Genomic DNA, 23,739 nt, shown 5'->3' with positions numbered 1-23,739 from the left:
GGGCGGGGTGGGTGACCACCCCGCCCCCGCCGACGTGCCCGGGGCCGCGCCGACCGCCCGACCGCTCAGGCCGCGCCGACCCGTCGGGGCCGCGTCGGGCGGTCGGGGCCGCGCCGACCCGCCGGGCGCCGGTCGCCGCCGGGCTGGCAGAGTGGAGGGGTGAGCCGTACCCCGCAGGGCCAGCGCGCCGGCCTGGACAAGCAGCCGCACGAGGTCGCCGCGATGTTCGACGGCGTGGCCGCTCGTTACGACCTGACCAACACGGTGATGACGGCCGGCCGGGACCGGGCGTGGCGCCGGGCCACCCGGGAGGCGCTCGGGCTGCTCCCCGGCGAGCGGGTGCTGGACGTGGGCGCGGGCACCGGCGTCTCCACCGAGGAGTTGGCCCGCTCCGGGGCGTACGCGGTCGGCGCCGACCTGTCGCTGGGCATGCTGTACGCCGGCAAGCGCACCCGCCCGGCGGTGCCGCTGCTGGCCGGCGACGCGCTGCGGCTGCCCTTCGCCGACGGCGTCTTCGACGCGGTGACCATCTCGTTCGCGCTGCGCAACGTGGTCGACACCGAGGCGGCGTTGCGGGAGTTCGCCCGGGTCACCCGGCCCGGCGGCCGGCTGGTCATCTGCGAGCTGAGTCACCCGACCAACCCCTTCTTCCGCACCGCCTACCTGTCGCACCTGATGCGGTGGCTGCCGACGGCCGCGCGGGTGGTGTCGAGCAACCCCGACGCGTACGTCTATCTCATCGAGTCGATCCGGGCGTGGCCGGACCAGGCCGCGCTGGCGCAGCGCATCCAGGCGGCGGGCTGGGGCTCGGTGGCCTGGCGGAACCTCACCGGCGGCCTGGCGGCGCTGCACCGCGCGGTCCGCGACTGATCAGCGGACGGCCCGCGACCGATCGGCGGGCGGTCCGCGACATCGGCGGCATCCCGCCCTTTTTCAGGAATATCCGTTTTCGGTCCACTTTGCCCCGTAAGCTCGCCCCATGACGGGACCAGACCAGGCGACCGGGGCGGAGGCCACCGACGACGACGCCGCCGAGCTCATCGCCCAGCTCAGGGAGCTGGCCGGCGCGGATCCCGCCGATGTCCGTCAGGTGGTGGCCGAGGTGCTGGCCGCGCTGGACCGCGCCGCCGGCGGCGCGCTCCGCGACCATCTGCCCGAGACGATCCGGCTCGACGCCGGCCTGGGCGCGGCCACTCCCGCCGGCCACTGACGCCCGATCGCGCCCCTCGCCGGGCCCCGGCCCCGACCCGTCCCGGCCGTCGCGTCCGACCTCGACGGACGCCCGGTCCCGGCCCCGCCGGACAGGTTTCCGGCAAGTTAGGTACCCCTGATCAGGCACGCTTATGACACCGGTCATAGACTCCCACCGTCTGGCTTGTGAAGCATTTCACGAGCATGCGGGAGGAGGCGCGAGATGGCCGCGGTGGAGCATGACGCCGACGTGATCGTCGTGGGCGCCGGTCCCGGTGGGTCGGCTACCGCGTACCACCTGGCTCGGCACGGCGTACGGGTGCTGCTGCTGGAGAAGACCGAGTTCCCCCGGGAGAAGGTCTGCGGCGACGGGCTGACCCCGCGCGCGGTCCGGCAGCTGGTCCGGATGGGCGTGGACACCTCGCCCGAGGCCGGCTGGCTGCACAACAAGGGCCTGCGGGTGATCGGCGGCGGCGTCCGGCTGGAGCTGGACTGGCCCGACCTGGCGAGCTTCCCCAACTACGGCCTGGTGCGCACCCGGCTGGACTTCGACGACCTGCTCGCCCAGCGGGCCGTCGCCGCCGGCGCCAAGCTGCGCACCAGCGTGAACGTCACCGGCCCGGTGCTCGACGCGGACGGCCGGGTGGTCGGCGTCGAGGCCGAGGTCGGCCCGGACCGGGAGCCCGCCGCCTTCCACGCGCCGCTGGTGGTCGCGGCCGACGGGGTCTCCGGCCGCTTCCCGCTCGCCCTCGGGCTGGCCAAGCGGGAGGACCGGCCCATCGGGGTCGCCGTCCGGCGTTACTACCGCTCGCCGGCCAAGCACGACGACAACTACCTGGAGTCCTGGCTGGAGCTGCGCAGCAAGGACAGCGGCGACAACCTGCTGCCCGGGTACGGCTGGATCTTCGGGCTGGGCGACGGCCGGGTCAACGTCGGCCTCGGCGTGCTCAACTCCTCGTCCGCGTTCGGCAAGACCAACTACCGCCGGCTGCTCACCGACTGGCTGGCGAACACGCCGGCGGACTGGGGCATGACCGACGAGGCGAACGCGGAGGGGCCGATCCTCGGCGCCGCGCTGCCGATGGGCTTCAACCGGGTGCCGCACTACACCCGCGGCGTGATGCTGGTCGGCGACTCCGGCGGCATGGTCAACCCGTTCAACGGCGAGGGCATCGCGTACGCGATGGAGTCGGGCGAGCTGGCCGCGGAGATCGCCGTGCAGGCGCTCGCCCGCCCGGCCGGCGCCGAGCGCGAGCGCGCCCTGTCGGCCTACCCGACGGAGCTGAAGGCCCGCTTCGGCGGCTACTACCGGCTCGGCGGCATCTTCGTGAAGCTCATCGGCCGTCCGGAGATCATGCGGATGGCCACGAAGCACGGCATGCCGCACCCGATGCTGATGCGCTTCGTGCTCAAGCTGCTGGCCAACCTGACCGACCCCCGTGGCGGGGACGCGATGGACCGGGTCATCAACGCGATGACGAAGGCGGCGCCAGCCGTGTGACGGCCGCGCCCCCTGGCCGGTGACGACCGTGGGGCGCGGGCAGGGATCGACCCCGCCGACAACCGTCGCGGGGGACGTGAATAGTGTGATTTTTGTCAAGGACCAGGGGCAGGGAAGGACGAGCAGGAGAAAACGATGTCGCTCTCGCCTTACGCACCGATCATCGGGTTGTTCGCCCTCGCCGCGGGGTTCGCGCTGTTCTCCGTGGGCGCCGCCCGCTTCGCCGGTCCCCGGCGTTACAACAAGGCCAAGCTCGAGGCGTACGAGTGCGGCATCGAGCCCAGCCCGCAGCCGGTCGGCGGCGGCCGGTTCCCGATCAAGTTCTATCTGACGGCGATGCTCTTCATCGTCTTCGACATCGAGATCATCTTCCTCTACCCCTGGGCGGTCTCGTTCGACGCCCTGCCGATCTTCGGCTTCGTGGAGATGGTCCTGTTCATCGTCGCGGTCTTCGTCGCGTACGCCTACGTGTGGCGGCGCGGCGGCCTGGACTGGGACTGAGGGAGGAACCTCAGATGGGTATCGAGGAGAAGCTCCCCGCCGGTGTCCTGCTCACCTCGGTGGAGAAGCTGGTCAACTGGTCGCGGAAGACGTCGGTCTGGGGCGCCACCTTCGGCCTGGCCTGCTGCGCCATCGAGATGATGGCCGCCGGCGGCCCGCACTACGACATGGGTCGCTGGGGCATGGAGGTCTTCCGGGCCTCGCCCCGGCAGGCCGACCTGATGATCGTGGCCGGCCGGGTGAGCCAGAAGATGGCCCCGGTGCTGCGCCAGATCTACGACCAGATGGCGGAGCCCCGCTGGGTGATCTCGATGGGCGTCTGCGCCAGCAGCGGCGGCATGTTCAACAACTACGCCATCGTGCAGGGCGTCGACCACGTCGTCCCGGTCGACATGTACCTGCCCGGCTGCCCGCCCCGGCCCGAGATGCTCATCGACGCGGTCCTCAAGCTGCGCGAGAAGATCATGCACGAGCCGCTCGGCCCGAACGGCCGCAAGATGCTCGAGGCGCGGCAGGCCCGCGGTGACGTCCCGGTCGTCCCCTACGGCTCGATGCCGTCGTCGTACCGCAGCGACAAGGCCCGGCGGGCCGAGTGGACCAAGGCGGTCCGCGAGGGGCGCGAGGAGCAGCTGCGGATCGAGAACTGGATGAAGGCCCAGAACCACCTGCACGGGGGCGTCAAGTGACCGCACCTAACGACAAGCCGAACGACGGCGGCGTGCCGGTACCGGTCACGCCCGCCGGCGCCAGCAGCACCGCACCGGCCGAGTACCCGCCGGCCAGCCCGGCCGGCCGGGGCATGTTCGGCAACCAGGGCACCGGCGACGTGTCCGGCTTCGGCGGCCTGGTCCGCCAGCGCCGCACCATCGAGGACGCCCCCCGGCCGTACGGCGGGTACTTCGACGAGGTGCGCGACGCGCTGGAGGAGGCGTACCCGGCCTTCGCCGACGCCATCGAGAAGGTCGTGGTCGACCGGGGCGAGCTGACGCTGCACGTGCGCCCGGAGCGGATCGCCGAGGTCTGCCAGGTGATGCGCGACGACATGGCGCTGCGCTTCGAGCTCTGCTCCTCGGTGTCGGGGGTGGACTATCTCGGCGCCGACGCCCGCCGGCTGCACGTCGTCTACCAGCTCACCTCGATGACCTACCGCCGTACGGTGCGGCTGGAGGCCGCGGTTCCCGCCGAGGACCCGCACCTGCCGAGCGTCACCTCGGTCTACCCGACGGCGGACTGGCAGGAGCGCGAGGCGTACGACATGTTCGGCGTCGTCTTCGACGGCCACCCCAACCTGACCCGGATCCTCATGCCGGACGACTGGGAGGGGCACCCGCAGCGCAAGGACTACCCGCTCGGCGGCGTCCCCGTCGAGTACAAGGGCGCTGAAATTCCACCGCCGGACCAGCGGAGGTCGTACCAGTGACCACGTCGAACTACGCCACCGAGCGCGACACCACCGAGGGCAAGGTCTTCACCGTCACCGGTGGCGACTGGGACAGCGTCGTGTCGGGCGCCGACCCGATCAACGACGAGCGGATCGTCGTCAACATGGGCCCGCAGCACCCGTCGACGCACGGCGTGCTCCGGCTGATCCTGGAGCTGGAGGGCGAGACGGTCCGCGAGGCCCGCTCGGTCGTCGGCTACCTGCACACCGGCATCGAGAAGAACCTCGAATACCGCAACTGGGTCCAGGGCAGCACCTTCGTGACCCGGATGGACTACCTCTCCCCGCTGTTCAACGAGACGGCGTACGCGCTGGCGGTGGAGAAGCTGCTCGGGATCACCGACCAGGTCACCGAGCGGGCGACCACCATCCGGGTGCTGATGATGGAGCTCAACCGGATCTCCTCGCACCTGGTCTGGGTGGCGACCACCGCCATGGAGCTGGGCGCGATCAACATGATGCTCTACGGCTTCCGCGAGCGTGAGTACATCCTGGAGATCTTCGAGATCATCACCGGCCTGCGGATGAACCACGCGTACGTCCGGCCGGGCGGCGTGGCGCAGGACGTGCCGGACGAGGCGATCGTCAAGATCCGCGAGTTCCTGAAGCTGATGCCGAAGAAGCTCAAGGAGTACGAGAGCCTCCTCTCGGGGCAGCCGATCTGGCTGGAGCGGACGAAGAACGTGGCCGTGCTGGACGTCACCGGATGCCTCGCGCTCGGCGTGACGGGCCCGGTGCTGCGCTCGGCCGGCCTGGCCTGGGACCTGCGCAAGACGATGCCGTACTGCGGCTACGAGACGTACGAGTTCGACGTCCCGACGCACACCGACGGCGACGTGTGGGGCCGCTACCTGGTCCGGCTCGCCGAGATCCGGGAGTCGCTCAAGCTCGTCGAGCAGGCGCTGGACCGGCTCCGGCCGGGCCCGGTGATGGTGGCCGACAAGAAGATCGCCTGGCCGACGCAGCTCGCCATCGGCGTCGACGGCATGGGCAACTCGCTGGAGCACGTCGCGAAGATCATGGGCCAGTCGATGGAGTCCCTGATCCACCACTTCAAGCTCGTCACCGAGGGCTTCCGCGTGCCGCCGGGCCAGGTCTACGTCGGCATCGAGTCGCCCCGGGGCGAGCTGGGCGTGCACGCGGTCTCCGACGGTGGCACCCGGCCGTACCGGGTGCACTACCGGGAGCCGAGCTTCGTCAACCTCCAGGCCCTCCCGGCGATGGCCGAGGGCGGCCTGATCGCCGACGTGATCGCCGGTGGCGCCTCGCTGGACCCCGTGATGGGTGGTTGTGACCGATGACGACGACTTTCACCGAAGAGACCCGCGAGCGGGCGCGGGAGATCATCGCCCGCTACCCGGCGGACCGGTCCCGCTCGGCCCTGCTGCCGCTGCTGCACCTGGTCCAGTCCGAGGAGGGGTACGTCTCCCCGGCCGGCGTGGAGTTCTGCGCCGAGGTGCTGGGCCTCAACAAGGCCCAGGTCGGCGCGGTCGCCACCTTCTACACCATGTACAAGCGCCGGCCGACCGGTGACTACCTGGTCAGCGTCTGCACCAACACGATGTGCAACGTGCTGGGCGGCCAGGAGGTCTACGACACCCTCGCCGAGCACCTGGGTGTCGGGCACGACGAGACCACCGCCGACGGGAAGATCACCCTTGAGCACGCCGAGTGCCTGGCGGCGTGCGACTACGGGCCCGTGATGACCGTCAACTACGACTTCTTCGACGGCGTCGACCCGCAGACCGCGCGGGGCGTGGTCGACGAGCTGCGCGCCGGCGGCCGGCCGATGCCGACCCGGGGCGCCCGGCTCTGCACGCTCAAGGAGATGGCGGTGCAGCTCGCCGGCTTCGCCGACGAGCGCGAGGGCGCCGTCGCCGACGGCGGGCCGGGGGAGCCCACCCTGCGCGGCCTGCGGCTGGCGCAGGAGCACGGCATCTCGGTGCCGGGCTTCGACCCGAACACCCCGATCCGGAGCAAGGCGGAGGCCGACAAGGCCGCCGCCGAGGCGAAGGCCCGCAGCGAGGCGGAGAAGGCCGCCGCGAAGCCGGCCCCGGCCGCGCCGGCCGCGAGCGGCAACGGCGCCCGGCCCGCCGCGGGCACCGGCGAGCCGGCACCCGCCGCCGAGGCGGCCGGCAGCACCACCCGCGACGTCAAGGCGCCGGACGACAAGTCGCCCGAGGTGCGGGCCGCCGAGACCCGGCAGCCCGACGCGGCGACCGCCGTGCCGGACGCGCCTGGCACCAGGGTCCCGGCGGACACCACGCCGCCGGCTCCCCGCGACGCGCAGGCGGCGGAGGCCGCCGGCGCCGCGGCCAACGCGCCGGCCGGCGACGGCAAGCCCGCCGGCGACGAGGCCGGGGCGCAGGAGCGCAACCTCAAGGAAGCCGAGGCGGGGGCCGGCGCCGGTGGCGCGGGCTCCACCCGCGCGAGCGAGACGGGGGTCCAGAAGTGACCACTCCCCGGCCGGAGACCCTGGCCAAGCTGACGCCGGTACTCACCAAGCGCTGGCTGTCGCCGGACGCCTGGCGGATCGGCACCTACGAGAAGCTCGACGGCTACGCGGCCCTGCGCAAGGCGCTCAAGGCCCACCCGGACGACCTGATCCAGTTGATCAAGGACTCCGGGCTGCGCGGTCGCGGCGGCGCCGGCTTCCCGACCGGTCTCAAGTGGGGGTTCATCCCGCAGGGCGACGGCAAGCCGCACTACCTCGTGGTCAACGCCGACGAGGGCGAGCCGGGCACCTGCAAGGACCTCCCGCTGATGACGCACGACCCGCACTCGCTCGTCGAGGGCGTGATCATCGCGTCGTACGCGATCCGGGCCAACCGCGCCTACATCTACATCCGGGGCGAGGCGGTGCACGCCGCCCGCCGGCTGCGCAACGCCGTGCAGGAGGCGTACGCCCGGGGCTACCTCGGCCGCAACATCCAGGGCAGCGGGTTCGACCTGGACCTGGTGGTGCACTCGGGCGCCGGGGCGTACATCTGCGGCGAGGAGACGGCGCTGCTGGACTCGCTGGAGGGCTTCCGGGGCCAGCCCCGGCTGCGCCCGCCGTTCCCGGCGACCCACGGCCTGTACGCCAGCCCGACCGTGGTCAACAACGTCGGCACCATCGCCAGCGTGCCGTACATCGTGCTGGGCGGCGCCGACTGGTGGAAGACCATGGGCACGGAGAAGTCGTCCGGCCCGATGATCTACTCGCTCTCCGGCCGGATCGCCAACCCGGGCCAGTTCGAGTGCTCCATGGGCGTCACGCTGCGGGAGCTGATCGAGCTGGCCGGCGGCATGCAGCCCGGCCACAACCTGCGGTTCTGGACGCCGGGCGGCTCGTCGACGCCGCTGCTCACCGCCGAGCACCTGGACGTGCCGCTGGACTTCGAGGGGGTGGCGGCGGCCGGCTCGATCCTCGGCACCACGGCCACCCAGATCTTCTCGGACCAGGACTGCCCGGTCTACGCGACCTACCGGTGGCTGGAGTTCTACCACCACGAGTCGTGCGGCAAGTGCACCCCGTGCCGTGAGGGCAACTACTGGATGGTCCGGGTGTACCGGCGGATCCTCGCCGGTCAGGGCACCCACGAGGACCTGGACACCCTGCTCGACACCTGCGACAACATCCTCGGCCGCTCGTTCTGCGGCCTGGGCGACGGTGCGACCAGCTCGGTGACTTCGTCGCTGAAGTACTTCAAGCAGGACTACCTCGACTACATCGAGGGACGTACCGCGCCGAAGCTGTCGGACAAGCAGCTGGTGGGAGCGCACTGATGCGAGCGCGAGGAGTGAGCGGAGCGAGCCCCTGCGGCGAGCGCGAGGAGAGAGCGCAGCGAGCCCCGCAGCCGCGAGCAGAGACCAGCGCAGTCGCGAGCGAAAGGCAAGCACTGTGACCGACGTAGCGAAGCAGACCGAGACCGTCACGCTGACCATCGACGGCGTCGAGGTCACCGCCCCGAAGGGGGCGCTGCTGATCCGGGTCGCCGAGCAGATGGGCACCGAGATCCCCCGGTTCTGCGACCACCCGCTGCTGGCCCCGGCCGGCGCGTGCCGGCAGTGCCTGGTCGAGGTGGAGGGGCAGCGCAAGCCCGTCGCCTCCTGCACCCAGACCGTCGCCGACGGCATGGTGGTGCGCACGCAGCTCACCTCCGGAGTCGCCAAGAAGGCGCAGGAGGGGGTCATGGAGCTGCTGCTGCTCAACCACCCGCTCGACTGCCCGATGTGCGACAAGGGCGGCGAGTGCCCGCTGCAGAACCAGGCGATGTCCACCGGCCGCGCCGACTCGCGGTTCCACGAGCACAAGCGGGAGTACCCGAAGCCGCTGCCGATCAGCACCCAGGTGCTGCTCGACCGCGAGCGGTGCGTGCTCTGCCAGCGCTGCACCCGGTTCTCCGAGGAGATCGCCGGCGACAAGTTCATCGACCTGATGGGCCGGTCGTCCGCCGAGGAGATCAACATCTACCGGGACGAGGAGTACGGCGAGGAGGGCGACGCGGGGGACGTCCCGTTCAACTCGTACTTCTCCGGCAACACGGTGCAGATCTGCCCGGTCGGCGCGCTGACCGGCACCCAGTACCGCTTCCGCGCCCGCCCGTTCGACCTGGTCTCCACCCCGAGCGTGTGCGAGCACTGCTCCGCCGGGTGCGCCCAGCGCACGGACTGGCGGCGGGGCAAGGTGCTGCGGCGGCTGGCCGGCGACGACCCGGCGGTGAACGAGGAGTGGAACTGCGACAAGGGGCGGTGGGGCTTCCAGTACACCCGCGCCTTCGACCGGCTCACCACCCCGATGGTCCGCGACGAGCGCACCGGCGAGCTGCGCGAGGCGTCGTGGAGCGAGGCGCTGACCGTGGCGGCCGAGGGGCTGCGCGCGGCGCGCGACGGCGGGCGCGGCACGGCGGTGCTCACCGGCGGCCGGCTGACCGTCGAGGACGCCTACGCGTACGCGAAGTTCGCCCGGGTCGCGCTCAACACCAACGACATCGACTTCCGGGCCCGGCCGGTCTCCCGTGAGGAGGCCGACTTCCTGGCCAGCTCGGTCGCCGGGGTCACCGACGTCACGTACGCCGACGTCGAGAAGGCGCCGGCCGTGGTGCTGGTCGGGCTGGAGCCGGAGGAGGAGTGCCCGATCCTCTTCCTGCGGCTGCGCAAGGCGTACCTGAAGAAGAAGCTGACGGTGTACGCCATCGCGCCGTTCGCCACCCGCGGCCTGGAGAAGCTCGGCGCCAAGCTGGCCCGGGTGGTGCCGGGCGAGGAGGCGACGGTGCTCGCCGAGCACGCGACGGTCGCCGAGGCGCTGAGCGCCGAGGGCGCGATCCTGTTCGTCGGCGAGCGGCTGGCGAGCGTGCCGGGCGGCCTCTCCGCCGCCGCTGACGTCGCCCGGCGTACCGGCGCGAAGCTGGCCTGGGTGCCGCGGCGCGCGGGTGACCGCGGCGCGGTCGACGCGGGCTGCCTGCCCAACCTGCTGCCCGGCGGCCGCCTGGTCACCGAGCCCGCCGCCCGCGCCGAGCTCGGCGAGGCGTGGGACGTCGCGGCCGGGGTCATCCCGAGCCAGGCCGGCCGGGACACCGACGGCATCCTCGCCGCCGCCGCCGGCGGCCAGCTCGGCGCGCTGGTGGTGGCCGGGGTCGACCCGGCCGACCTGGCCGACCCGCGGCTGGCCGAGTCCGCGCTGGACGCGGTGCCGTTCCTGGTCAGCCTGGAGCAGCGGATGAGCGCGGTGGCCCGCCGGGCCGACGTGGTCTTCCCGGTCGCCCCGGTGGCCGAGAAGGCCGGCAGCTTCCTCGACTGGGAGGGACGGCTGCGCACCTTCGAGGCGGTGCTGAACACCGCCGCGATGACGGACGGCCGGGTGCTCGACGCGCTCGCCGCGCAGCTCGACGTGCCGCTCGGCACCGGCGACGTGCTCAGCGTCCGCCGCGAGCTGGGCGCGCTGCCGCGCACCCGCACCGACCGGCCGTCCGCCCCGGCGGTGGAGCCGGCCACGGTGCCGCAGCCGCGCGCCGGCGAGGCGGTCCTCGCCACCTGGCACCAGCTGATCGACCTGGGCAGCCTGACCGACGGCGACGAGCACCTCGCGGGCACCGCCCGCCCGCCGGTGGTCCGGCTGGGCAAGGGCACCGCCGAGGCGCTCGGCGTCGCCGACGGCGACCCGGTGACGGTGGGCACCGACCGGGGGGCGCTGACCCTGCCGGCGGCGATCACCGAGATGCCGGACGGCGTCGTCTGGCTGCCGACCAACTCGCCCGGCTCGACCGTGCGGCGCAGCCTCGGCGCGACGTCCGGAGCGGTCGTGCGGATCTCCGCCGCCGCGGCGGCCGCCGACCCGGCCGACCGCCCGGGCCCGCTCCTCAACGCAGGGGGTGTAAACCAGTGAACGCGGTCTACCTGGCCCAGGACCCGACGCTGGCCGACTTCGGCCGGGACCCGTGGTGGCTGGTCCTCATCAAGATCGTCTTCGCGTTCGCCTTCGGCCTGCTCGCCACGCTGCTCGGCGTCTGGTTCGAGCGGCGGGTCGTGGGCCGCATGGCGGTGCGGCCCGGCCCCAACCAGGCCGGCCCGTTCGGCCTGCTGCAGACCCTCGCCGACGGCCTGAAGATGGCCTTCAAGGAGGACATCCTGCCGAAGGCGGCCGACAAGGTCGTCTTCTTCTTCGCGCCGACCATCTCGGTGATCTGCGCGGTCACCTCGCTGGCGGTGGTGCCGTTCGGCCCGATGGTGAGCATCTTCGGCCACTGGACGCCGTTGCAGGTCACCGACGTGCCCGTGGCGGTGCTGGTCCTGCTGGCCTGCTCGTCGATGGGCATCTACGGCATCGTGCTCGGCGGCTGGGCCTCCGGCTCGACCTACCCGCTCCTCGGCGGCCTGCGCTCCAGCGCCCAGATGATCTCGTACGAGGTCGCCATGGGCCTGAGCATCGTGGCGGTCTTCATGACCGCCGGCACGATGTCGACCAGCGGGATCGTCGCCGCCCAGGGGGACGGCACCCGGCTGAGCATCGCGGGGCTCGACGTCCCGGCCCCCGGCTGGTACGCGATCCTGCTGCTGCCGAGCTTCGTCATCTTCTTCATCGCCACCGTCGGCGAGACCAACCGCGCGCCGTTCGACCTGCCCGAGGCGGAGTCCGAGCTGGTCGCGGGCTACATGACCGAGTACAGCTCGCTGAAGTTCGCGCTCTACATGCTCAGCGAGTACGTCGCGATGGTCACCATGTCCGCCGTCACCACGACGCTCTTCCTGGGCGGCTGGCGGGCCCCGGCGCCGATCACCACGATCTGGGCCGGCGCCAACTCCGGCTGGTGGCCGATGCTCTGGTTCTTCGCCAAGGTCGTCATGCTGGTCTTCGTCTTCGTCTGGCTGCGGGGCACGCTGCCCCGGCTGCGCTACGACCAGTTCATGCGCTTCGGCTGGAAGGTGCTGCTCCCGATCAACCTGGTCTGGATCCTGGTCCTCGCCGGCCTGCGCTCCATCGAGGACTGGGACTCGCGCAGCAAGCTGATCGCGGTCGGCATCCCGGCCGGCATCCTGCTGCTGGTCACGCTGCTGTGGCCGAGCCGCAAGCCGCAGCCGAGGCAGACGGTCCAGGAGCAGGTCAACGAGCGGCCGCACGGCAGCTTCCCGCTGCCCCCGATGGACCTGCAGGTACCACCGAGCCCGCGCACCAGGCGCGTGGTCGCCGAGCGGGAGCCGGCCAACATCGCCGCCGGCTCGGACTCCAGGGAGGTGTGACGTGGGCGCGATCACCGGAACGTTCAAGGGCTTCGGTGTCACCTTCTCGCACATGTTCAAGAAGGTCGTCACCACCGACTACCCGTTCAAGCCGCCGGTCTCGGCGCCGCGCTACCACGGGCGGCACATCCTGAACCGGCACCCGGACGGGCTGGAGAAGTGCATCGGGTGCGAGCTGTGCGCCTGGGCCTGCCCGGCGGACGCCATCTACGTCGAGGGTGGCGACAACACCGACGAGCAGCGCTTCTCGCCGGGTGAGCGGTACGCCAGCACGTACCAGATCAACTACGCCCGGTGCATCTTCTGCGGGCTCTGCATCGAGGCCTGCCCGACCCGTTCGCTCACCATGAGCAACGAGTACGAGCTGGCCCGGGACAGCCGGCAGGATCTGATCTTCACGAAGGAGCAGCTGCTCGCGCCGCTGCTGCCGGGCATGGAGCAGCCGCCGCACCCGATGCGGCTGGGCGAGAGCGAGAAGGACTACTACGTCGGCGCGCTGACCAACCCGGGCACCTCGGCCGGCGCCGAGCACTCGGCCAACAACCCGGGCCGGTACCAGGTGGAGGAGCACCCCGGCGTGACCTTCCCCGGGGCCGAGCAGCACGCCCAGCGGGCCGCGGCCGGCAAGGGAGACGGAGCATGACCACGCAGACGGTGCTCGCCGCGGCGGGCGAGGTCTCCGGCGGGGAGCAGGTCACCTTCTGGATCCTGGCCCCGCTGGCGCTGATCGGCGCGATCGGGATGGTCGCGGCGCGCAACGCCGTGCACTCGGCCCTCTGGCTGGTGCTGACCATGCTCTGCCTGGGCGTCTTCTACGTCCTCCAGGCCGGGCCGTTCATCGGCATGGCGCAGATCATCGTCTACACCGGCGCGATCATGATGCTGTTCCTGTTCGTGCTCATGCTGGTCGGGCGCGACGCGTCCGACTCGCTGATCGAGACGCTCCGCGGCCAGCGGGTCGCCGCGGTGGTGCTCGGGCTCGGCTTCGCCGGCCTCGTCGGCGGCGGGCTCTGGCGCGCGCTGAACGGCACCACGGCGGTCGGCCTGGAGCAGGCCAACGCCGAGGGCAACGTGCAGGGCATCGCCCGGCTGCTGTTCACCAAGTACGTCTTCGCCTTCGAGCTGACCTCGGCGCTGCTCATCACCGCCGCGATCGGGGCGATGGTGCTGGCGCACATCGAGCGGCGCAAGCAGGACAGGATGGACCAGCCGGCGACGATGCGGGCCCGGTTCGCCCCGGGCAACTACCCGGGCCCGAAGCCCGGCCCGGGTGTCTACGCGACCTCCTCCTCGGTGGCCACCCCGGCCCGCCTGCCCGACGGCCGGCTGACCGAGCGGAGCACCCCGGAGATCCTGCCGGTGCGCGAGCTGGACGACCGGGAGACGACCCTGAAGGGGACGGACAAGTGAGCGCGAGGAGTGAGCTTGCGAGCCCCGCAGTCGCGAACGAAAGGTTGGCGCAGCGATGACACCGGACTACTACCTGGTGCTGGCCGCGGTGCTGTTCACCATCGGCGCGGTCGGCGTGCTCGTCCGGCGCAACGCGCTCGTGCTGTTCATGTGCGTCGAGCTGATGCTCAACGCGGCCAACCTGACGCTGGTCACCTTCAGCCGGATCAACGGTGACCTCAACGGCCAGATCATGGCGTTCTTCGTGATGGTGGTGGCGGCGGCCGAGGTCGTGGTCGGGCTCGCCATCATCATGGCGATCTTCCGGACCCGGCGCTCCGCGAGCGTCGACGACGCCAACCTGCTGAAGTACTGAGGGGTCCTGCGGTGGGAACGATTCTGACGAACGCCCCGGCTGAGCCCGCGGGCACCGTCGCCTACGCGACGGCGGACGGGCTGCTGGGCAGCGTCTGGCTGCTGGTGGCGATTCCGCTGGTCAGCGCGGCGATCCTGCTGCTGCTCGGCCGGCGGGCGGACCGCTGGGGGCACTGGCTCGGCGTGGCCGCCATCGGCGCCGCGTTCGTGCTGGGCCTGACCTACTTCTTCCAGCTGCGTGGCTTGGAGAACAAGTCGGTCGAGCTGAGCCTCTGGGACTTCATCACGGTCGGCGACCTGCGGGTGGACTTCGGTCTGCTCTTCGACCCGCTGGCCGCCGTCTTCGTGCTGCTGATCACCGGGGTGGGCTTCCTGATCCACCTCTACGCGGTCGAGTACATGGCGCACGACGCGGGCCGTAGGCGGTTCTTCGCCTACTTCAACCTGTTCGTCGCCGCCATGCTGCTGCTGGTGCTCGGCAACAACTACGTGATGCTCTACTTCGGCTGGGAGGGCGTCGGTCTGGCGTCGTACCTGCTGATCTCCTTCTGGTACGAGCGGCCCAGCGCCGCCACCGCCGGCAAGAAGGCGTTCCTGATGAACCGGGTCGGCGACGCCGGCCTGGCGATCGGCATCTTCATCATGTTCGCCACCCTCGGCACCACCCAGTACGACGAGGTCTTCAACGGCGTCGGCTCGCTGACCGCGACCACGGTGCTGGTGCTCGGCCTGCTGCTGCTGCTCGGCGCGACCGGCAAGTCCGGCCAGTTCCCGCTCCAGGCGTGGCTGCCGGACGCGATGGAGGGCCCGACCCCGGTGTCGGCGCTCATCCACGCCGCGACCATGGTCACGGCCGGCGTCTACCTGATCGCCCGGTCCAACCCGATCTTCTCGGCCAACTCCACCCTCCAGCTCGTGGTGGTGAGCGTCGGCGCGCTGACCCTGCTGATCGGCTGCGTCATCGGCGCGGCCAAGGACGACATCAAGCGGGTGCTGGCCTGGTCGACGGTGAGCCAGATCGGCTACATGTTCCTCGGCGTGGGCCTGGGCGGCGCGGCGTACGCGCTGGCGATCGTGCACCTGCTGGCGCACGGCTTCTTCAAGGCCAACATGTTCCTCGGCGCCGGCTCGGTCATGCACGGCATGAACGACCAGGTCGACATCCGCCGCTTCGGCGGGCTGTCGAAGCACATGAAGGTCACCTGGATCACGTTCATGACGGGCTGGCTGGCCATCATCGGCATGTTCCCGTTCTCCGGCTTCTTCTCCAAGGAGCCGATCATCGTGGCCGCGTTCCAGCGGGACGACTGGACGGCGTGGCTCTTCGGCATGGCCGCGCTGCTCGGCGCCGGGCTCACCGCGTTCTACATGACCCGGCTCTTCGTGCTCACCTTCCACGGGCCGAAGCGCTGGACGGAGGACATCGAGCACCCGCACGAGTCGCCGAAGCTGATGACGATCCCGCTGATCCTGCTGGCGGTCGGCTCGGTCGGCGCGGGTTGGCTGCTCTCCACCTCGGTGCCGGACTGGCTCACCGCCACGGCCGGCCTCGGTGCGCCGGAGGCGGAGCACCACGCGGTGCTCTCGCACACCGTGATCACCGTGCTCTCGCTGCTGGTCACCGTCCTCGGCGTGGGGCTGGCCTGGTTCCTGTTCCGGGGCGGCACGGCCACCGAGCCGCAGCCGGCCGGGGTGCTGGTCACCGCCGCCCGACGCAACCTCTACACGGACGCGTTCAACGAGGCGGTCTTCGAGAAGCCGGGCATCTTCCTCACCCGGGCGCTGGTCTACCTCGACAACCGGGGCGTCGACGGGCTGGTCAACGGCCTCGCGGCGGCGGTCGGCGGCGGCTCGGGCCGGCTCCGGCGGCTGCAGACCGGCTTCGTCCGGTCGTACGCCACCTCGATCCTGGCCGGCGCGCTGCTGGTGGTGGCCGCGTTCCTGGCCGTCGAGGCGGGGTGGCTGGCGTGATCGACCTCTTCCAGGCGGCCGTCTACGGCGGACCGCGCAGTGACGACGGAGGTAAGGCCGCATAATGTCCGACTTCCCGTTCCTCTCGGTGCTCACCGTGGCACCGCTGGTCGGTGCCCTGGTGGTGGCCTTCCTGCCGCGCAGCCGGCCGGAGCTGGCAAAGCAGGTGGCGCTCGGCTGGTCGCTGCTGGTGCTGGCGCTGTCGGTGGTCATGTGGGTGACCTTCAAGGTCGGCGGCGACCGCTTCCAGTTCCGCGAGTCGTACGCGTGGATCCCGAACTGGGGCGTCAACTTCACCTTCGCCGCCGACGGCATCGCGCTGGTCATGCTGATGCTGATCGCGGTGCTGGTGCCGCTGGTGATCCTGGCCTCCTGGCACGACGCCGAGTCGTCGAAGCGGTCGGTGCCGGTCTACTTCGCCCTGCTGCTCGTCCTCGAGTGCACGATGATCGGCGTCTTCGCCGCCGCCGACGTCTTCCTGTTCTACGTGTTCTTCGAGGTCATGCTGGTGCCGATGTACTTCATCATCGGCAGCTACGGCGGCCACCAGCGGCAGTACGCGGCCGTGAAGTTCTTCCTCTACTCGCTGGTCGGCGGGCTGTTCATGCTCGCCGCGGTGATCGGCCTCTGGGTGGTCGGCGGGAAGACCTTCGACTGGCAGGCGCTGTCCCAGGTGGACATCTCCACGGGCACGGAGCGCTGGCTGTTCCTCGGCTTCTTCCTCGCGTTCGCGATCAAGGCGCCGTTCTTCCCGTTCCACACCTGGCTGCCGGACGCCGGTGGCGCCGCCCCGGCCGGCGCGGCGGCGCTGCTCGTCGGCGTGCTCGACAAGGTCGGCACGTTCGGCATCCTGCGCTACTGCCTGCCACTGTTCCCGGACGCGGCCAAGTGGTTCGCCCCGTGGGCGCTGGCGCTGGGCCTGATCGGCATCATCTACGCCGCGCTGCTGGCCGTCGGCCAGAACGACCTCAAGCGGCTGGTGTCCTACACGTCGATCGCGCACTTCGGCTTCATCGGCGTCGGCATCTTCGCCTTCACCACCCAGGCCGGCACCGGTGCGGTGCTCTACATGGTCAACCACGGCCTCGCCACCGGCCTGCTCTTCCTGGTGGTAGGGATGCTCATCGCCCGGCGCGGCTCGGCCCTGATCAGCGACTTCGGCGGCGCGGGCAAGCTGGTGCCGCTGCTGGCCGGGGTGCTCTTCTTCGCCGGTCTGGCCTCGCTCGCGCTGCCGGGCACCGCGCCGTTCGTCTCCGAGTTCCTGGTGCTGATCGGCACGTTCACGGTGAACAAGCCGGTCGCGGTGATCGCGACGCTGGGCATCATCCTGGCCGCCGCGTACGTGCTGTGGATGGTGCAGCGCACCACGCAGGGCACGCTCAACCCGGCGCTGACGCAGATCGACGGCATGAAGCGCGACCTCAACCTGCGCGAGAAGTTCGTGGTCGCCCCGCTGATCGCGCTGATCGTGCTGCTCGGCTTCTACCCGAAGCCGGTCACCGACGTGATCAACCCGGCCGTGCAGGCGACCATGCAGGACGTCGGCCGAACCGACCCCGCCCCGACCTCGGGCGGCACCGTCCAGGAGGCGGCTAAGTGAGCGCGAGGAGTGAGCTTGCGAGCCCCGCAGTCGCGAACGAAAGGTTTGCGCAGTGACTGAGCTCAAGTTGCCTTCGATCGACTACGCGGCGCTCGCGCCGACCCTGATCATGCTGGGCGCCGCGCTGCTCGGCGTGCTGGTGGAGGCGTTCGTGCCCCGCCGGCTGCGGCACGTGGTGCAGCTGTCGCTGGCCCTGCTGGCGGTGCTCGCCGCGCTGACCATGGTGGTGCTGGCCGCCGACGAGCGGTCGATCACCATCGGCGGGGCGATCGCGGTGGACGGGCCCACGCTCTTCCTCCAGGGCGCGATCCTCGTGCTCGCCGCGATGGCGCTGCTGCTCATCGGCGAGCGTTCGGTGGAGCGGGGCGGGGCGTTCGTCGCCCAGGCCGCGATCACCGCCGAGTCGGCCGAGGACCGGCGGCAGGCCGAGGGCTCGAACGGCCTCACCGAGGTCTACCCGCTGACCACGTTCGCGATCGGCGGCATGCTGATCTTCGTGGCGGCGAACGACCTACTGACGATGTTCATCGCGCTCGAGGTCTTCTCGCTCCCGCTCTACCTGCTCTGCGCGCTGGCCCGTCGCCGGCGGCTGCTGAGCCAGGAGGCCGCGCTGAAGTACTTCATGCTCGGCGCATACGCCTCGGCGTTCTTCCTGTTCGGCGTGGCCCTGATCTACGGCTTTACGGCGGGCATCCCGGGCCGGCAGGCGGGCGTCGACTTCGCCACCGTGCACGCCGCCGTCGCGGACTCGCCGGCCAGCCCGGTGCTGCTCTTCGCCGGCATGGCGCTGCTCGCCATCGGCCTGCTCTTCAAGGCCGCGGCCGCCCCGTTCCACGTCTGGACGCCGGACGTCTACCAGGGCGCGCCGACCCCGATCACCGGCTTCATGGCCGCCTGCACCAAGGTCGCCGCGTTCGGCGCCCTGCTGCGGGTGTTCCACGTCGCCTTCGACGGGGCCCGGTGGGACTTCACCCCGGTCCTCGGCGCGGTGGCGGTGCTGACCATGCTGGTCGGCGCCGTGCTGGCGGTCACCCAGACCGACATCAAGCGGCTGCTGGCGTACTCCTCGATTGCCAACGCCGGCTACCTGCTGGTCGGCGTGCTGGCGCCGAGCGCCGACGGGGTCTCCGGGACGATGTTCTACCTGGTGGCGTACGGCTTCTCGGTGCTCGCCGCGTTCGCCGTGGTGACCCTCGTGCGCGACGCCGACGGGGAGGCCACCCACCTGTCCCGCTGGGCCGGGCTGGGGCGGCGCTCGCCGTTCTACGCCGCGATCTTCACCTTCATCCTGCTCGCCTTCGCCGGTATCCCGCTGACCAGCGGCTTCACGAGCAAGTTCGCGGTCTTCGGGCCGGCGCTCGACGGCGGGCACGCGTGGCTGGTGATCGCCGGCGTGCTGACCAGCATGGTGCTGGCCTTCCCGTACCTGCGGGTCGTGGTGATGATGTGGCTCTCCGAGCCGGGCGAGTCGACCCCCACCGTGGCCGTGCCCGGCGGGCTGACCTCGGCCGCGCTGATGATCGGCGTGATCGCCACCCTGGTCCTCGGCGTCGCCCCGGCGCCGCTGCTCGACCTGGCCACCGGCGCCGCCGAATTCGTCAGATGACCGACGCCGACGCCCGCGGGGGCCGGTACGCCACGGCGTGCCGGCCCCCGCGCCGTATCCCCGTCCCGGGCAGGTCGCAGGGGTGTGGCATGGTTGAGGCGTGGTGAATCCGGCTGGCGAGCGTTCAGGTGCCCCCGGGTCCGGCGGCCGTCGGACCAGGGTGAGCACGAGTCAGTTCGGCGCGCTCGGCCTCTATCTCGCCGATCCCCGCGTCGAGGCGTCCGTGCTGGGCCTCCTAGAGGGCGTCGAGACCGAGCTGCGGGCCAGCGTGGCCAGCGCCGACCCCTTCGTGACCGAGGCCGCCCGGCACCTCGTGGAGGCCGGCGGCAAGCGGTTCCGCCCGCTGCTGGTGGCGCTGGGCGCGCAGTTCGGCGACCCGACCAACGCGCAGGTCGTGCCGGCCGCGGTGGTGATGGAGCTCACCCACCTGGCGACGCTTTATCACGACGACGTGATGGACGAGGCCGCCGTGCGTCGGGGCGCGCCGAGCGCCAACTCCCGGTGGACCAACTCGGTCGCCATCCTCGTCGGCGACTATCTCTTCGCGCGCGCCGCCGACATCGCGGCGGACCTGGGCATCGAGGCCGTACGCCTCCAGGCGCGCACCTTCGCTCGGCTGGTGCACGGCCAGATCGCCGAGACCGTCGGTCCCCGCCCCGGCGACGACCCGGTGGCCCACTACCTCGACGTGATCGCGGGGAAGACCGGCTCCCTGATCGCCACCTCGGCCCGCTTCGGCGGCATGTTCGGCGGCGCCTCCGCCGAACACACCGAGGCACTGGCCGGCTACGGCGAGACCATCGGGGTGGCCTTCCAGCTCTCCGACGACCTGCTCGACATCGCCTCCGAGTCGGCGGAGTCGGGCAAGACGCCCGGCACCGACCTGCGGGAGGGCGTGCCGACCCTGCCGGTGCTCTACGCGCTCGCCTCGGACGACGCCGACGTCGCGTCGGCGCGGCTGCGGGAGATCCTGGCCACCGGCCCGCTGACCGACGACGACCTGCACGCCGAGGCCCTCGGTCTGCTCCGCGAGAGCCCGGCGCTCAAGCGGGCCCGGGAGACCGTCCGCAGCTACGCCGAGGACGCCCGGGAGCAGCTCGCGCCGCTGCCGCAGGGCCCGGCCCGCCGCGCCCTCGAATCCCTCTGCGACTACATCGCCGACCGCACGAGCTGACGCCCGTCCCGGCCGCCCCGCAGCAGGGGCGGCCCGGTGCGGCCGGTCAGTCGTGCTCGTAGTACTGGACCTGGATCCCCTCCCGGCGGACGGTCACGTCGGCGTGGTCGCCGAACGTCTCCAGGAGCACGTCGTCGAAACCACCCTGTTCGAGGGCCTCGGCGAAGGCGTCCGCCCGCAGGTAGCGGGCCTCGTCGTGCCCTCGGTACTTTTCCCGTCTCGAGGACGCCCAACCGCCCAGGCTGGGGTGCCGGTCGGCGTACTCGCCCACGCAGAGGTCGTCCGGGTCGACCTGCGGCCCGTCGGCGGTGGTGCGTACCCACACGTCCTGGACGCCGAAGACGTACGGCTCCCCGTCGTTGAAGTAGGGCGTGTACTGCCGCCAGCCGAACTCCGTGACGGCCTCGTCGTCGAGCAGGGCGCGCAGGAGCGGTCGCAGCTCCTCCAGGGGCCGCTGCGGGACCCGGTGGCCCTGGGTGATCTCACCCTCGACCGGGATGCCGAGGAAACTGACGTGACTCACTGGTCGCCTCCGAGCAGGGTGGAGAGGGGCAGGTCCTTGCGTTGGGCGCCGGACATCCAGGGGCGGATCGGCATTCCCTCGAGATAGTCGGCGGGGCTGGGCAGCCAGCCCAGGTCCTCCAGTACGTGCCGTTCGGCGATCAGGCGGACCGGGACGCGCTTGCGGCCGACCTGCAGGGTGTCGCCGAAGATCCGCTGGCAGAGGTAGATGCCGGCGGTGTGGTGGTACATCGCGCGGTGCCGGACGTCCCCGATGACCTGTTTGGAGGAGTCGATGAACTCCTCGATCGGCAGGTAGTCCTCCGGGGTGCCGCCCCACTTGCGCGCCGCCGACTGCGCGTGGTGCCACGAATTCATGATCGGCAAACTAGCCGTCGGCACCGACAGGATCGGCCGGCCCCGGTCAGCGGCGGGCGAGCAGCCGGCTGCCGGTGAGCATGAGGGCGGCGGCTGCCAGCATGGCCGCCGAGGCGGTCAGCCACATCGCCGGGTAGCCGGCGTGGGCGGCCACCGTGCCGAGGCCCAGCGGGCCGAGGCAGCCGCCCGCGTACACCCCGGTCTGGGTGATCGAGGTGGCGGCGGCCGGGGCCTGCGGATGCAGCCGGACCACCGCGAAGGTCATCAGCCCCGGCCACGCCCAGCCCAGGCCGAAGCCGAGCACCACGCCGAGGACCAGCGGCGCCGGGCCGGCCGCCGCGAGCAGGCCGAGCCCGGCCGCGCCGACCACGAGCATTCCGGCGATGACGGCCACGTGCCCGGTGGGGCGCCGGTCCGCCAGCCAGCCCGCGCCGACGCGCGCGACGACGCAGACCGCGCTGCCGAGGGTCAGGGTCAGCCCGGCGAGCCCGGGCGTCAGCCCCCGGCCGACGGAGGAGTCCACCACGAAGGTGCCCAGGGCGTTGGCGGCGGCGGCGGCGAGCATCGCGGCGGCCCCGACCACCAGTAGCGCCGTGCCGGCGCGGCCCGCGCGGGCGGGCGCGGCCGTCCGGTCCGGGCGGGGCTCCCGCGCGGGTACGGCCGGCAGCGCCGCCAGGGCCGCGGCGGCGGCCACCACGAACGCCCAGCGCCAGCCGGCGGTCAGCGCGACCGTCGGCACCGCCGCCCCGGCCAGCAGGGTGGCGACGGGGATGGCGGCCTGTTTCACCCCGAACGACAGCCCCTGCCGCCGCGCCGGCACGTGCCGGGCCAGCGCCGCGTTGCTGGCGAGCTGGCCGAGGGCGTTGGCGGCGGCGCCGAGCGCCAGCAGCCCGACCAGCACGGCGTACGACCGGGCGAGGGCCGCGACGGCGAGCATCGTCCCGGCGGAGAGCAGGATGGCGCAGCGGGCCACCACGGCCGGCCCGTACCGCTCGACGAGCCGCCCGGAGGGCACCGAGGCCAGCGCGCCGACCCCGAAGTAGACGGAGACGGCCAGGCCCAGCCCGGCGGGGGAGAAGCCGAGGTCGTCGCCCAACTGCACGGCCAGCCCGCCGATCAGGAAGACCGGCAGGACGGACGCGATGGTGACCGCGACGGCGCCGGTGGCGGCCCGTACCGGTCGGGGCGGCGTGTGGCCCGGGGCGGGGTGGAGGGCGGTGTGGGTCATGGTCCGGCAAACCTACGCGAGCCGAATTTGGCCACGTATCGTGGCGACGGGGGTACGCGCTGTTCGTGCCGATCTGGCATCCTCCATCCGAACGGGCATTTCACACCGGGCCTGTTTTTCATATGGTGTAAGTCCCCGGCGGCGGAGGTGGTTGTGCGCGACCCCTTGGCGGAACCTTCGGACCTCATCCGGAGCGTGTCCCGCGCGCTACGAGTGCTCGAGTCGGTCGGCCGTGCCCCCAAGGGGCTGACCGTGAAGCAGATCGCCCGTCGGTGCGAGCTGACCGTGGCGACGACCTACCACCTGGTCCGCACCCTGGCCTACGAGGGCTACGTGATCCGACGCGAGGACGGCACGTACATCGTGGGCCTGGAGGTGGCCGACCGCTACCGCGAGCTGGTGACGGCGTTCCGGGGGCCGCCGGCGGTCGGCGAGAGCCTGCGCCGGGCCGCCCTCGACACGGGCTACAGCCACTACCTGGGCCGGTTCGTGGGCGGCCAGGTGGCGATCACGGCCGTCGCCGAGGGGCCCCGCTCGCCGTACCTGGAGGACATGGTGCCCGGGTTCGACGAGGGGGCGCACGCGACCGCCCTGGGCAAGGCCCTGCTCGCCACGCTGACCGCCGAGCAGCGCTTCCGCTACCTGCGGGAATACGGCATGCGCCCGTTCACCTCGGCCACCCTGACCAGCCCGGAGGCCTTCGAGTCCGACGTGGCCGCCGGGGACCGGCGGGGCATGCAGCTGGAGCTGGGCCAGTTCCGGCAGGGCGTGGCCTGCGCCGCCGTGCTGGTCAGCCCCGACAAGGACATGGAGCGGCGGGTCGTGCTGGCCTGCGCCCTGCCGGCCGGCGAGATGATGACCTCCGCCCGGGTGGTCCGGGCGAAGCTGCTCACCGTCGCCCGGGCGATCGGCGACGCCCTGGCCGCCGAGACCTGACCCGGCCCGACCGCCCCTGACCCGGCCGTGCCCGCTCCGGGCGGGCTCACGCCCAGCCCTTCCCGCTCCGGCCGTGCCCGCTCCGGCGGAGGCTCACGACCGGCCCGGCCCGGCCGTGCCCGCTTCGGCGAGGGCTCACGACCGGCCCGATCGGGCCGGGAACGGCCGCGGCCCCCATCCGGTCGGATGGGGGCCCCGGTGGCGGGGGGGGGGGGGGGCGGCCGGGGG

General features: G+C 72.1%; 22 protein-coding genes. 19 read left to right on the top strand and 3 right to left on the bottom strand.

Annotation, left to right across the window (positions count from 1 at the left end):
- Window positions 1-159: 159 nt before the first annotated feature.
- The 18 genes from ACWENR_RS19430 (at window position 160) to ACWENR_RS19345 (ending at window position 20,468) form a co-directional block, all read left to right on the top strand.
- Window positions 160-870 (top strand): demethylmenaquinone methyltransferase, encoded by a 711-nt coding sequence (locus ACWENR_RS19430; RefSeq protein ID WP_091099334.1) that lies wholly within the window; start codon window positions 160-162, stop codon window positions 868-870.
- Between the two features lie 109 nt (window positions 871-979).
- Window positions 980-1,210 carry a hypothetical protein gene (locus tag ACWENR_RS19425; protein WP_452278382.1) on the top strand — a complete coding sequence of 77 codons (231 nt, stop codon included), beginning with the start codon at window positions 980-982 and terminating at the stop codon, window positions 1,208-1,210.
- Window positions 1,211-1,414: 204 nt separating this feature from the next.
- Window positions 1,415-2,692: a geranylgeranyl reductase family protein gene (locus ACWENR_RS19420; RefSeq protein WP_452278381.1), complete on the top strand. Its 1,278-nt coding sequence runs from the start codon at window positions 1,415-1,417 to the stop codon at window positions 2,690-2,692.
- A gap of 135 nt (window positions 2,693-2,827) precedes the next feature.
- The gene (locus ACWENR_RS19415) at window positions 2,828-3,193 is read left to right on the top strand and encodes an NADH-quinone oxidoreductase subunit A (protein ID WP_091099323.1); all 366 of its coding nucleotides are present in this window, start codon (window positions 2,828-2,830) and stop codon (window positions 3,191-3,193) included.
- A gap of 14 nt (window positions 3,194-3,207) precedes the next feature.
- The gene (locus tag ACWENR_RS19410; RefSeq protein ID WP_452278380.1) at window positions 3,208-3,879 is read left to right on the top strand and encodes a NuoB/complex I 20 kDa subunit family protein; all 672 of its coding nucleotides are present in this window, start codon (window positions 3,208-3,210) and stop codon (window positions 3,877-3,879) included.
- On the top strand, window positions 3,876-4,613 hold the full coding sequence (locus ACWENR_RS19405; protein ID WP_452278379.1) for an NADH-quinone oxidoreductase subunit C: 738 nt from the start codon (window positions 3,876-3,878) through the stop codon (window positions 4,611-4,613). The genes ACWENR_RS19410 and ACWENR_RS19405 overlap by 4 nt, the downstream gene beginning before the upstream one ends.
- Window positions 4,610-5,935 (top strand): NADH-quinone oxidoreductase subunit D, encoded by a 1,326-nt coding sequence (locus ACWENR_RS19400; RefSeq protein WP_452278378.1) that lies wholly within the window; start codon window positions 4,610-4,612, stop codon window positions 5,933-5,935. Before ACWENR_RS19405 ends, ACWENR_RS19400 begins: the two co-directional genes overlap by 4 nt.
- Window positions 5,932-7,089: an NADH-quinone oxidoreductase subunit NuoE gene (gene nuoE / locus ACWENR_RS19395; protein ID WP_452278377.1), complete on the top strand. Its 1,158-nt coding sequence runs from the start codon at window positions 5,932-5,934 to the stop codon at window positions 7,087-7,089. The genes ACWENR_RS19400 and nuoE overlap by 4 nt, the downstream gene beginning before the upstream one ends.
- On the top strand, window positions 7,086-8,402 hold the full coding sequence (nuoF, locus tag ACWENR_RS19390) for an NADH-quinone oxidoreductase subunit NuoF (protein ID WP_452278376.1): 1,317 nt from the start codon (window positions 7,086-7,088) through the stop codon (window positions 8,400-8,402). The genes nuoE and nuoF overlap by 4 nt, the downstream gene beginning before the upstream one ends.
- A 115-nt stretch (window positions 8,403-8,517) precedes the next feature.
- Window positions 8,518-11,001: an NADH-quinone oxidoreductase subunit G gene (locus tag ACWENR_RS19385; protein ID WP_452278375.1), complete on the top strand. Its 2,484-nt coding sequence runs from the start codon at window positions 8,518-8,520 to the stop codon at window positions 10,999-11,001.
- The gene (gene nuoH / locus ACWENR_RS19380) at window positions 10,998-12,353 is read left to right on the top strand and encodes an NADH-quinone oxidoreductase subunit NuoH (protein ID WP_452278374.1); all 1,356 of its coding nucleotides are present in this window, start codon (window positions 10,998-11,000) and stop codon (window positions 12,351-12,353) included. Before ACWENR_RS19385 ends, nuoH begins: the two co-directional genes overlap by 4 nt.
- A gap of 1 nt (window position 12,354) precedes the next feature.
- Window positions 12,355-12,996: an NADH-quinone oxidoreductase subunit NuoI gene (nuoI, locus tag ACWENR_RS19375; RefSeq protein WP_452278373.1), complete on the top strand. Its 642-nt coding sequence runs from the start codon at window positions 12,355-12,357 to the stop codon at window positions 12,994-12,996.
- Window positions 12,993-13,763: an NADH-quinone oxidoreductase subunit J gene (locus ACWENR_RS19370; protein WP_452278372.1), complete on the top strand. Its 771-nt coding sequence runs from the start codon at window positions 12,993-12,995 to the stop codon at window positions 13,761-13,763. The genes nuoI and ACWENR_RS19370 overlap by 4 nt, the downstream gene beginning before the upstream one ends.
- A 55-nt stretch (window positions 13,764-13,818) precedes the next feature.
- A complete protein-coding gene (gene nuoK, locus ACWENR_RS19365) occupies window positions 13,819-14,118 on the top strand; it encodes an NADH-quinone oxidoreductase subunit NuoK (RefSeq protein ID WP_091099288.1) in 300 nt (99 codons plus the stop codon).
- Between the two features lie 11 nt (window positions 14,119-14,129).
- A complete protein-coding gene (gene nuoL, locus ACWENR_RS19360) occupies window positions 14,130-16,088 on the top strand; it encodes an NADH-quinone oxidoreductase subunit L (protein WP_452278371.1) in 1,959 nt (652 codons plus the stop codon).
- A 64-nt stretch (window positions 16,089-16,152) separates the two neighbouring features.
- A complete protein-coding gene (locus tag ACWENR_RS19355) occupies window positions 16,153-17,688 on the top strand; it encodes an NADH-quinone oxidoreductase subunit M (protein WP_452278370.1) in 1,536 nt (511 codons plus the stop codon).
- A 52-nt stretch (window positions 17,689-17,740) separates the two neighbouring features.
- Window positions 17,741-19,294, top strand: a complete 1,554-nt coding sequence (gene nuoN / locus ACWENR_RS19350; protein WP_452278369.1) for an NADH-quinone oxidoreductase subunit NuoN — start codon at window positions 17,741-17,743, stop codon at window positions 19,292-19,294.
- A gap of 100 nt (window positions 19,295-19,394) precedes the next feature.
- Complete coding sequence (locus tag ACWENR_RS19345; RefSeq protein WP_452278368.1) at window positions 19,395-20,468, top strand: polyprenyl synthetase family protein; 1,074 nt, start codon at window positions 19,395-19,397, stop codon at window positions 20,466-20,468.
- 46 nt (window positions 20,469-20,514) lie between these two features.
- On the opposite strand, the gene ACWENR_RS19340 is transcribed toward ACWENR_RS19345, so the two are convergent.
- From ACWENR_RS19340 to ACWENR_RS19330, 3 genes are read right to left on the bottom strand one after another with little or no spacing between them, the layout of a single operon-like run.
- A complete protein-coding gene (locus ACWENR_RS19340) occupies window positions 20,515-20,991 on the bottom strand; it encodes a hypothetical protein (RefSeq protein ID WP_452278367.1) in 477 nt (158 codons plus the stop codon).
- Window positions 20,988-21,347 carry a DUF6915 family protein gene (locus ACWENR_RS19335; RefSeq protein ID WP_452278366.1) on the bottom strand — a complete coding sequence of 120 codons (360 nt, stop codon included), beginning with the start codon at window positions 21,345-21,347 and terminating at the stop codon, window positions 20,988-20,990. Before ACWENR_RS19335 ends, ACWENR_RS19340 begins: the two co-directional genes overlap by 4 nt.
- 46 nt (window positions 21,348-21,393) lie before the next feature.
- On the bottom strand, window positions 21,394-22,575 hold the full coding sequence (locus ACWENR_RS19330) for an MFS transporter (protein WP_452278365.1): 1,182 nt from the start codon (window positions 22,573-22,575) through the stop codon (window positions 21,394-21,396).
- 153 nt (window positions 22,576-22,728) lie between these two features.
- On the opposite strand from ACWENR_RS19330, the gene ACWENR_RS19325 reads away from it, so the two are divergent.
- On the top strand, window positions 22,729-23,511 hold the full coding sequence (locus ACWENR_RS19325) for an IclR family transcriptional regulator (RefSeq protein ID WP_452278364.1): 783 nt from the start codon (window positions 22,729-22,731) through the stop codon (window positions 23,509-23,511).
- The last annotated feature ends 228 nt before the right edge of the window (window positions 23,512-23,739 follow it).

The sequence above is a fragment of the Micromonospora sp. NPDC004336 genome, assembly GCF_053602615.1.
Note: the sequence above shows the minus strand (reverse complement) of the source record. Positions and strands in the feature narration are given on the sequence as shown.